The organism is Hymenobacter sp. IS2118 (assembly GCF_000715495.1).
Classification (GTDB): Bacteria; Bacteroidota; Bacteroidia; order Cytophagales; family Hymenobacteraceae; genus Hymenobacter.
In genome coordinates this window covers 1-10,163 of the sequence record NZ_JNLX01000194.1, presented here as the reverse complement: position 1 = coordinate 10,163, position 10,163 = coordinate 1, and the positions used below count along the sequence as shown (strand labels likewise).

8 protein-coding genes and 1 pseudogene are annotated in these 10,163 nt (G+C 53.1%); 3 read left to right on the top strand and 6 right to left on the bottom strand.

The features are described 5' to 3' along the window. Positions 1–237: 237 nt before the first annotated feature. The 4 genes from GM79_RS21765 to GM79_RS21750 all read right to left on the bottom strand — a co-directional run bounded on the left by GM79_RS21765 (position 238) and on the right by GM79_RS21750 (position 2,942). Positions 238–921, bottom strand: coding sequence for a hypothetical protein (locus GM79_RS21765; RefSeq protein ID WP_035568017.1), 684 nt, complete (start codon positions 919–921; stop codon positions 238–240). Positions 922–953: 32 nt separating this feature from the next. Further along, on the bottom strand, positions 954–2,033 hold the full coding sequence (locus tag GM79_RS21760) for a relaxase/mobilization nuclease domain-containing protein (protein WP_035568016.1): 1,080 nt from the start codon (positions 2,031–2,033) through the stop codon (positions 954–956). Continuing rightward, positions 2,030–2,428, bottom strand: a complete 399-nt coding sequence (locus GM79_RS21755) for a plasmid mobilization protein (protein ID WP_035568015.1) — start codon at positions 2,426–2,428, stop codon at positions 2,030–2,032. The genes GM79_RS21760 and GM79_RS21755 overlap by 4 nt, the downstream gene beginning before the upstream one ends. A gap of 250 nt (positions 2,429–2,678) precedes the next feature. Further along, a complete protein-coding gene (locus GM79_RS21750) occupies positions 2,679–2,942 on the bottom strand; it encodes a hypothetical protein (protein WP_035568014.1) in 264 nt (87 codons plus the stop codon). A gap of 502 nt (positions 2,943–3,444) precedes the next feature. On the opposite strand from GM79_RS21750, the gene GM79_RS21745 reads away from it, so the two are divergent. Next, positions 3,445–4,419, top strand: coding sequence for a replication initiation protein (locus GM79_RS21745; protein ID WP_035568013.1), 975 nt, complete (start codon positions 3,445–3,447; stop codon positions 4,417–4,419). A 322-nt stretch (positions 4,420–4,741) separates the two neighbouring features. Beyond that, positions 4,742–6,034, top strand: a complete 1,293-nt coding sequence (locus tag GM79_RS23990; RefSeq protein WP_072008701.1) for an RICIN domain-containing protein — start codon at positions 4,742–4,744, stop codon at positions 6,032–6,034. Positions 6,035–6,280: 246 nt separating this feature from the next. Here GM79_RS23990 and GM79_RS21740 read toward each other — a convergent pair whose 3' ends face one another. After that, the gene (locus tag GM79_RS21740) at positions 6,281–8,062 is read right to left on the bottom strand and encodes a hypothetical protein (RefSeq protein ID WP_152560138.1); all 1,782 of its coding nucleotides are present in this window, start codon (positions 8,060–8,062) and stop codon (positions 6,281–6,283) included. Between the two features lie 257 nt (positions 8,063–8,319). Between GM79_RS21740 and GM79_RS21735 the strand changes: the two genes are divergently transcribed. Continuing rightward, on the top strand, positions 8,320–9,045 hold the full coding sequence (locus GM79_RS21735; RefSeq protein ID WP_035568011.1) for a glycosyltransferase: 726 nt from the start codon (positions 8,320–8,322) through the stop codon (positions 9,043–9,045). Positions 9,046–9,412: 367 nt separating this feature from the next. Here the strand turns inward: GM79_RS21735 and GM79_RS25660 are convergent. Further along, positions 9,413–10,163 (bottom strand): annotated as a pseudogene (locus tag GM79_RS25660) (ISLre2 family transposase); the annotation flags it as partial.

Sequence of the window (10,163 nt, the reverse complement as noted above, 5' to 3'; positions counted from 1 at the left end):
TAATCGTAGAAAGTCGGCGCGGTCCCGAGGGCCTGCAAATCGTTGTATTTTTGCTCGGCCAAGGCGAGATATTCGGCTTTGCTCATGGCGGTGGTGGGGGAGGTAGGCATGACACAAGTTACCAATACGCCGCGACAATTTGAATTGCACCCAGGTATTATGCTTGAAAAATATGCACCGGCGTCCCTGAGTCGGAGGTTTTACCCTATTTGTTTAACAACACCCACTATTTGGCGGCTAGGGTGTCTGCCCCAATGGGGGAAAGTATTGCTTCACCAGCTTCGTGGTCGCTCGCGCATCCTTGCCCTTACTCATGTCCTGGCGGAAGTACTTAATCTGGTCCCGGTAGAGATTGCGCTCATCCTGGATGGCCGTCGCCGTGCGCAGCAACTGGTCATATTTCGCCTGCTCAACCCCTCGGAAGGCCCCACCCGCCCACGAAAACAGCAGCGTGAGCACCACGCCGGCACCAACTAGGCCTACCGGCCAGCGCCAGCCGTCCGTAAAACTCACCGGGACGGAACGAGGGTAGGAGGCCGCGGCCGCCTGGTGCTCGGTGAGGAGCGCCTTCGTCTGGCGCGTCGCTTCCTGCACCGCATCGACCAAGTGCTTCATATCAGTCACCACCTGCTGCACACTGACGGCCGTCCCCCCCTTGATGGCAGCCTCCATGCGCGCCGCCGCATCCTTCCCAGCCTGGGTCAGCGCGGCGGACGTGGGCAGCAGGGGCAGCAGCTCCGGTACGAGGAGCGCGGCGACCTCCTTCGCCGGCAACTTATAAATCGGTTGGCTTTTGGCTTCCACCTTGTCCACCAGCGCCTGCAAGTCCGCCACGCTGGCCGGCTTACCTCGTTTGAGCAAGGCATCAACCGCGTCGCGGATTTCGCCGATGACACCGTACAGGTCTATTTCAGGATTCATGGGATAGCAGAAAGAGTAAAAAGAAAGGGGGATTACATTTCCATGCCCCCGTCGCGGGAGCGGTCGGGGAGTTGCGGCCGCTGCGGTGCTTTCGTCACTTGGCGGGCCTGCTCTTGCGCCTTGCGGGCTTGCGCCTGCTCCTGGTCCCTGCGGGCCTGGTCCCGCGCCTGGGCTTGGCGGGCTTGCTCCTGAAACTGGCGGTTCAACTGTTCCGCCGCCTCCAACTGGCGCTTCGCTCGCCCCGCTTCGTAGGCTTCTGCGGCCTGGTTCGCGCCCTGCGCGAGCACCGGGACCTGCGCCTGGTACTGGGCAAACGTCTGCTGCAACTTACTGGCGCTGTATTCTTTGGCCACCTCGCTGCCCTTGAAGCGGTGCCCGTCCTTCTCGAACACCACCCCGTACACCTGCGGCCCGTCCTTTTTCTGGTGGGTGCTGGGGGTCACCTGCACGCCGTGGCGGGTCAGCTTCGCCTGCAACGCGTCCCAATTGCCCGAATAAGGGGCCGTGTGCTTCAACGCGTTGCCGACCTCGTGGCGCGCCCGCTGCCAGTCCGCATCCCGCTGAGCGCTCGGCGTTTTCGCTGTGGCCTGGCGGTGGGTTGGCTCCACCTCGCGGACTTGCGCCCGGCCGCGCTGCTCGGCTACGGTCAGCCCCATTTCTGCTTCAATCTCCTTGCACACGCGCCGGCTCTCCTGGCCGATGAAGTTGTCGGGAATCGTTTTGCCGTCGTTGTCTACTCTATTGACCACCAAGTGCGCGTGGGGGTGGCCCTTGTCAAAATGTCCGGTCAGCGACCATTGGGTATTGGCCCATTGCCCATTCTCCTGGGCCATTTTCTCCAGGTAGGCGCGGCCGACCTGGCGCAGCAACTCCGCCACTTCCTCGCGGCTGCGACCGGCCGCGTCCTCGGCCGGCAAGGCCAGCGCGACGTGCAGCACGGCATTACCCAGGCCAGGGCGCTGGGACTGCTGAAACTCGAAATCCTGCGCCATGTAGGCTGCGCTATCCGTGCGCACCCCTTCCGCGTCGAGCACCTGGGCCTGCTTGTCCTCTTGCAGCACGTAGCGGCAGATGCCGGCGAAGCTCTTGCCAATTTTGACTTTCCCTATCATGTCCCGGGCAGGCTTTGGTGAATTTTGGCCAGCACCTGCTGCACCTGGTCTATCGTCGCCCGCGCCCGCAGTTCGACCACCGGCGCGGTCCGGGCCAGCACCACGAGCTGGTTCAGGTTGGTGGCCAGCTTCACCAGGTGCCGGTACTGCTGCCGCCGCTCCTCCAGCAGCGCCTCGTCCGGCGCAGCCTGGAGCACCTGCACTCCGTCGAGCGCCGCCCGGATGACAGCCGACCGGGTCATTTTGGTGCGCTGTGCCTGCTTCTCCAATTCCGCCAGCTGTTTGCCCGAGAGCCGCAGTTGGATGGTTGCATCATGCGGCGATTCCGCTTTCGGCCGGCCGGGGCCGCGCTTATTTTTCTTCTCGGGGTCGGGGCTAGGAGGAGCAGTGGACATGGCAAAAGGATGGTTAGAATTAGGCCCCCCGGCAGGGGCGAGAAGAGGGAGGCCAGCGGCCGACCGGGGTTTTTGCAACGCAAAAACACTTCTTGCTTAACACCAGAACGACCCCGAACCGCGCCTCTAAGGTACGAACCACACCCGCCCGCGCAATACGGCCAGCTCCCTTTTTGCCTGACATCCTGCCCTGCACCTTATCTCAACCCCTGGCCAGCTCGCTCCCTCCCCACTGCCCCCCTGCTGCCCCTTATTCAATGCGGACACAGTTGCACTCGGGACACTTCTTGGCCAGAGCTGCGACCGCTTCAGGAAGCACCGGGTTATACTCCAGTGGTCCTTGGTAGCGGGCGGTTCCCCACGGTTCTTTTTTCTTGCCCGGTTCCGTCATCTCCCAGAAGTCCGTGATTACTCGGCGCTGGAATCCCTCGGGTGTGTAAGGTACTACCCGGTAGAATTTGACCAAGACGGTGCCGAGCGGGGTATTCTTTAAGCGGAAAGTATGGTCAGCCATTGCCCGAAATTAACAGCCCTACCCGCCGCAAGCATACTCGCGCACTCCCTGGCCCATAGCAGTACATAAGCCCGACAATTAATTTTATAATCTGTTAATTATTAATAATATATACTTTACAAAATGCGCGCAAGTTACTGGCTTCTAGTACTTTTGCTGTTTTTGTTTTGTTCGCGCCGCTGTACCCCCGAACAGTCCCTAAAAGCCTTTTTTTCTCGCGCGAAACACAATTTGTGATATTTTTTTTATTTGTTCTATTTGTAGGGCTCAACAGTAGCGCCGATAACTATCAAAAAACCAAGTTATTATAAAGTATTAGAAAAGGCCAGAAAACAGTTTTAATCACTGAGAAAACAGTTTTAATCACTGAGAAAACAGTTTTAATCACTGAGAAAACAGTTTTAATCACTGAGACGGCTTTTAAAAAACAGTTTTAATCACTGAGAAAACATACTTACGTAACAGTAGTATTTTTTTTTCTGTTTTTTGGTGTAATTGCACTATGAATAACCCTCCTAACCCCTTGTTGGAAGTACGTCAAAGCAATGCTCTGACCAATGCCCGTTTTGAATATAGCGAGTTACAACTTGACTTGTTTTTCTTCATGCTCTCCAAGCTACGAAAGACACAAGAGTCACTAGTTTACCAGTTGAATATCAAAGAATTGTCCGCGTTAACTGGCAAACAATATCATTTACCCTATTTGTTACTTGCCACGGAGGGCATGATGTCGCGGGTATTTACAATAACAACTGAAAAAAGTGTTAAGCAATTGTCTATGTTTCAGAGAATTGAGTACCTAACAGGGACTGGAATTACTGAAATAAAGCTTTCAGAGGACATTTTACCACATCTGTTCCACCTGAAAGACAATTTTACCAGCTACGGCTTGGCAGCGGCGCTCCGTCTTAGCAGCAAGTACGCCAAGCGCATATATCAGCTTTGCAGCCAATGGAAAGACCTAGGCGAAACCAAAAAGTATGACGTTCAGGACCTTAAAAAGACGCTTGGCCTGATTGACGACAAAGGCAATGAGAAGATGAAGCAGTTTGGTCAGCTTCGCTCATTTGTCCTAGACCCGGCTGTAAAGCAAATCAATGAGCATACCGAACTGCATATCAGTTATCAGCTCGAAAAAGTAGGCCGAAGCTTCAAAAACATCGTTTTCACGGTCAAGCCGCAAGCCCTAGCCGATACTATCCCGTTCGACCTAGTGCCTGGGGATACTGCTCCGGCTGGCCTAGCTCCGCATCAGGTCGAGAACGCTGGCCGGCTACTCGCGCAGTTGAGCATCATCACGCCTACTCTGGTGGCGCAAATCCTGGGCAACGCGGCCCACGTCGCGGCCTGCAACAAGTTCGCCCACGACCTAAAAACAGGCAAACACACTAAGACTCATTCGCTGTCGGGCCTCCTGCTTACCATTTTGGGTCTTAAAAAGACTGGAAATGGCCCGCTATTCAACGCACAATCCTAAGCGGACCTACTAAGCTTACTAAGGCAGTCGAATAGGATTTAGGGGGCAGTGGGGAAAGGCAATTTTCCCCGTTGGTTCCTTGGAAAAGCCACTTAACATAAAAACTCTTATATTCCTAACCTCGGAATAAGTGCCGATTTGCACCTGCTTGCCTAGGGCCGGAAATTATGGCACTTCTCCAAGTTGGCTCCGTCTTTACGGCCCTCTAAGCATGATTACTTCCCCGCGTCGGCCCCGTCGCCGCCTTCCTGCTTCACAATTTTGGAAATACTCCTTATATTTCGCTCATTTTATACACAAACTCAACAACCCTACCCACAAAATGAAGCATAAATACCCCCTCATTCTCTTGCTAACAATCTTGCTGATGCCACTTGTTAGTCAAGCCCAATATGTCAAAATAGTTAATAGGGCTACCAGTAAAGCTCTTGAGATAGCAAATTTGACGAGCAATCCAACCGGGCTCAACTCTACTCTAACCCCAATTACTCAACAGACTTTTGCTGGCACAGCAAACCAGGAATGGCAAATGCTACTGGTACCGGGGACGTCTGACTTGTACCGCGTGCAAAACAGAAACAACCGATTGTATTGGCAGATGCAGAACAATTCTGCCAGTACAAACGTCAGCCAAGGCGAGTTTGACGCTAATAATCTGAACCAACAGTTTCGATTTGAACCAATAGGCGGTACTGGCTACCGAATTGTAACCGCAGGTCAATTAGTACTGCAAATCAAGAACGGCAGCACTGCAACAGGGGCTATATTGGAACAGTTTAACCCTACTTTTCCTACTACACCCATACAAACTTGGGATGTAACCACCTCTACTAACGCGCCCGTTTATGGTAGCGCTTTCGTTGGGGCTTATAAAATTACTCCCCAATTTTCACCTAATAAGGCGATGCAGGTGGACGCACAGAGTGGAAGTGCCGGTGCCTATATCGTACTTGGTGACGTAACTACTGCGACTACTCAAGAATGGTCGTTGGTACCAGTAGACGCAAATAGCACGGTAATTGGGCCCTATAGACTTGTAAATCGCCTGTCAGGATTGAGTTTGACTATAGAAGGCCAACAAAATACAACTGAAGGTGCCTTTCTTCAGCAAGGATTCTATGCGGGAGTACAAGCCCAGAAATGGTATGTAAGGCGGGTTAATAATGCCAATCCACCTGTTTATGGTTATACGGGTCCATATTACATTGCAAATCAGCCATCTGGAGGTCTCGTAGTACAACTGTACTTGGGTACTGATAAAAGATATGCCGGAAGGTTGCAAATTGGCCGACCAATCGCACAGACCAACCAAGTATGGAATATTACCCTTGAAGGTAATTACCGAGGGGCAGGCTCGGTCTTAGCGAATAAGTCCGGTCATAATGCAGCACTCTCCATTTACCCCAATCCGGTTAGCGATATGCTAACCATCTCTCTTCCTAACGCTACACAGCCCAAAACAGTAACTGTTACGGATATGCGTGGTGCAACTAGCCAAGTAGTACGCTATAATGGAAATAGCCAGTTGGACGTCAGCAAACTAACGCCAGGGATATACATCGTAACCGCTACGGACGGTCAACATGAATACCGTCAAAAACTCATAAAAGAGTAAATTGAAATACGCCATTAAAAACCCTGTCGTAGATTCGGCAGGGTTTTTTAGTGCCCAAAACATTCGGACAAAATCAGTTAGGCATTCTCCGTTCCAATGGTTCGTAACAAGTCGATAAGGTGCTGGAACAATATTTGAGGCACTTATTAATTAATATATAATACTATAAATTTTGTGTTTTGAAGTGCGAGCGCCATACTCGCAAGCAATACTTTTAAGCGAAATAAAGTGCAATAATATTTTTATTTATATATTTATATTATAAATCATCAAGTTTTCATCTTCATAAGCTGGTTTTGTCAGCAGCACTGGGTACCAAGACTCCTGATACTCGTGGGAGAGTATCACGTAGCGGTAGCGGACACCGGACTGTGGGGTTGAATCAAATTGCCAGGACCGACGCGGAACCTGTTGATGCGCAAAGAAAAGCAAGTACAGCCCCATTTCTCCCTTGCCCACTAGTACCCGTCCAGGGGGCTGACGGGCAAGCCAAGCAAATGCCGCAAGGCGGCTTTTGTCTTGGAACTTTGCTTTCTCGACGCTGCGCGCCAACACAAAACACTGATAGCCGGCGAAACTGACTAGTAAGACCGCCACCAGCCAGAACTGGCGGCGATTTTGTGAGCGCTGTGCCCAACGTTCGGCAAGTAAGCCCCACAGAAGGGCTCCGAATAGCCCTTTATATACCAGCACACGGTATGGGGGAATCACGCTCTGCACTAGCATCATGGCGTAAGGCAACCACAAAAACCACATTATCGGACCAACTAACTCCTGCCCGGCGGGCGGGTGGGACGAAATCGGCGGGGCGGAGCGATATGGTTTCCAGAAATGGGTAACCAGTGCCAGAGCAAGCACCAGCAACAGGGCCCCAATACCCCGGTGACCGAGCAACCGTCCTTCGGTGGACCAAATAAATTTTGGCAAGTTCCATACCACTTCCGACCACGAAGTCGCAACTACGTAGCGGTTGGCGAACAAGGATTGCCAGCCTGAAACCAGCAAGATGGGGGTATAGAGAATCGCGGCGCTTACGGCAATGCCACTGCCTACAGCTATGGTACGGGACATGTCTGCCCAGGCGCGGCGACGCAAAAAGCACCACCCCAAGCACCCTGTTGCAGACGCCACGACATAAACAAACGGTGGCATGGTGTAACATCCCAGCACACCGCTGAGCAACAGTAGCACCCACCCGAGCCGTGCAGGCCGTGTGGAATCGAGCAAGGCGGTTACCGCCAGAAAGCTCAGTCCGCCCCCCAATATTAATAGCCAGTACCCTCGGCCAGCCGTGGCATAATATAGGCTTTCCTGCATCCAGCCAAAAATGACAAACATCACCATGGCCGTTCCAAACGAAGTAAGCCGCAGCACGCCAACAAACAGGAGAACCGTCCCCGCCGTGGCTGTGAACAGGACTGGTAGCCGCAAGACAAACCACGGGCTCGTATTGAGCCCATAAAAGACCCAACTAAGCGTACTGTTGAGTATGTGGTTATTTGGAATCGGATAGAAGCTACTGACAGCCAATAAGCCCCGGCTAATGAAAAAGTCGTAAGAGGCTACTTCGTCCGTTTGATATGGATAGACGACACTGAAATAGAGCCGACTTACGGTGAGCAGGCCCAGCGCCAGCCCTGCCACCTGGCGTTGGCGGGGTGATAATTGCCGCATGCCGTGGCACAGCCGTGCGCCCGAAGCTTTCGCTTCAGCGACCAATGCGCGTACCTCCCTCCGCCCAGGGGACGAAATCACCCCCAGCAGAGCCAGCAACAGCAAGGCTACGGCAAGGATGCAAATCCACCCTTGGGCATCTGTAAACGCCGACGCCGACAACCGCACGGGCAGGTAATAATATCCATCTTGGTGGAATGGGATGCGGCTCAGCGCCACTACGTCCGCATACGTGACCCCTTGTAGCACCATACCGACGTAAGCCGAACAACTTCCAAATACGGTGCATAGAAGTAGCCAAAAAAAACGAATACCCGGTTTGGATAAGAAGCCTTTAGAGAGATGAACTGTCAAAATGGGCAGAAAGAAATAATGTGGACCCGCACCCGGTCTTCTGAATGCACATGACCCATGTGTAGGACACGAAAGGAGCCCATAGCAGTTTAGTGTAAAAGTAATTACAACCGGCAGGCAGCTCCCAAAACGGCGCGAGGCAGCGGGCTCGTAACCTAGCGTACGGATACTACTCACTGCCTTAAATAACCGCCCCAGGCGCATGAATGGGCAGTATTATGACGTACTTTGTCCACCAACATTTCATTCCTCCTATCTTGGTTAAGTTCAAAACTCTGTCCATTGTGGTGCCCATGTACAACGAGCACCGTTCCATCCACCAAATTTTGGACTTACTGCGCACGGTACACTTAATTGACGGTATCGGCAAGGAAATCATTGTCGTTGACGACTGTTCAACGGACCACTCGGCGGAGCGGGTAGAGGCGTACGCCCAACAATACCCGGCGATGGGGTTGCGCCTGCTCCGACACACGATGAACCAAGGGAAGGGAGCTGCGTTGCACACAGGAATTCGCGAGGCCACCGGCGACTACGTCATCATTCAGGACGCCGACCTGGAATATGACCCCGAAGAGTATAACCTGCTGATAAAGCCAGTATTGAAAGGATTTGCCGATGTGGTTTTCGGGTCCCGGTTCATGGGCGGCAACCCCCACCGCATCCTATTTTTCTGGCACAGCATCGGCAACAACTTCCTCACGTTCCTCTCGAACATGGTGACAGATTTAAACCTAACCGATATGGAGACCTGTTATAAGCTGTTTCGGCGCGATATTATTCAGGGCCTACACCTTGAAGAAAAGCGCTTCGGCTTTGAGCCCGAAGTCACGGCCAAAGTAGCGCGCGTGAAGGATGTGCGCATCTACGAAGTAGGCATCAGCTACTACGGCCGCACTTACGCTGAAGGCAAAAAAATAGGCTGGCGTGACGGGGTACGGGCAATATACTGCATCTTGAAATACGGATTATTGAATTACTGATATCATGAACCAACCTCTGGTCTTAATTGGGTGTTATTAAACAGATAGGGCAAAACTTCCGACTCGAAGGTTTTGCCCTATCTGTTTAATAATACCCAAAGTTAATCCGCATTTTTAGATTCGATTGGAGACTATTGGGTGTTGTTAAACAAATAGGGGAAAACCTCCGAGTCCGTGGCCGAATGGCCCTGTCGCTCGTGATAAGGTGCAAAACCGGCGTAAGAGCATCGAAAACCCAATAGTCTTACACGCTCCTTAACGCAATCAAAAGGGGGTAGCGATAACGAACGTTTACACTATCGCCTCACGCCACCATGTCAGGTATTTTATTGTTTGACAAGGTATTAGGGTGCAATTCAAATTGTCGCTAGGCCTCTCTTGCGGGATTGAAGGGTTCAATTTGCTGTCGCACCAGTTGCCATCGGTTACTCATGGCGCAGACGCGCAGGGTCAAGACGCGTTGGGCGCCGTTTTTGCCCCAGCGTTGGCCCGCCCGCTTCATGCGGCGTTGCATCACCGTGCGGTGGGCGGCCTCAATGGCACCCGAGCCAATCAACAAGCCGCGTTTGCGGTAGGCTTTGTAATCCATCCGGTCGCGGTTGGCTTCGAGGTAAGCACAGACCGATTCGCACAGGGCCGGGGCGATGGCGAGCTGCTTTAGATGGGCTAAGACATGGTCTAATTTACTGTCCAGCAGTAGCTTGCGTTGTTCTTTAAACCAGCCGGAAGCCGCTTTTCCGCTCCCCCAACACGCCTTGCCGGCCTGGCCAATGTGTTCCATGGCATGGTAGAAGTCCAAAATCAGCGTGGCCCGGGGACAGGTTTTTTCGATGAACTGGCGCAGCCAAATGGCCCCGTCGCTGATAAAAACCAGGTCGCGCCCCTGGTCTTTGTAGGGGGCGAGTTGCGCCGCAAATTTGTCCCCAAACGCGGCTGCCGTCCCCAGATGGCCCACAAAAATCGACGCGGCAATGTGCCCGCCGCGCTCCTCGACCACGCTCGTTTGCAAGGCCGTCGCGGCAAAAATGCGGCCCAACTTGGCTTCCTTGTACCCCTCGTCGGTGAGCAGCATCGCCCCGTCGGCCTGCGCATAGACGATGCCCGCTGGGGCGGCTTCA

What these genes read in the sequence shown, in the direction of transcription:
- GM79_RS23990 (WP_072008701.1), top strand. Translation starts at nt 4,742, where the DNA reads ATGAAGCATAAATACCCCCTCATTCTCTTGCTAACAATCTTGCTGATG.
- GM79_RS21765 (WP_035568017.1), bottom strand. Translation starts at nt 921, where the DNA reads ATGAATCCTGAAATAGACCTGTACGGTGTCATCGGCGAAATCCGCGAC.
- GM79_RS21760 (WP_035568016.1), bottom strand. Translation starts at nt 2,033, where the DNA reads ATGATAGGGAAAGTCAAAATTGGCAAGAGCTTCGCCGGCATCTGCCGC.
- GM79_RS21750 (WP_035568014.1), bottom strand. Translation starts at nt 2,942, where the DNA reads ATGGCTGACCATACTTTCCGCTTAAAGAATACCCCGCTCGGCACCGTC.
- GM79_RS21755 (WP_035568015.1), bottom strand. Translation starts at nt 2,428, where the DNA reads ATGTCCACTGCTCCTCCTAGCCCCGACCCCGAGAAGAAAAATAAGCGC.
- GM79_RS21745 (WP_035568013.1), top strand. Translation starts at nt 3,445, where the DNA reads ATGAATAACCCTCCTAACCCCTTGTTGGAAGTACGTCAAAGCAATGCT.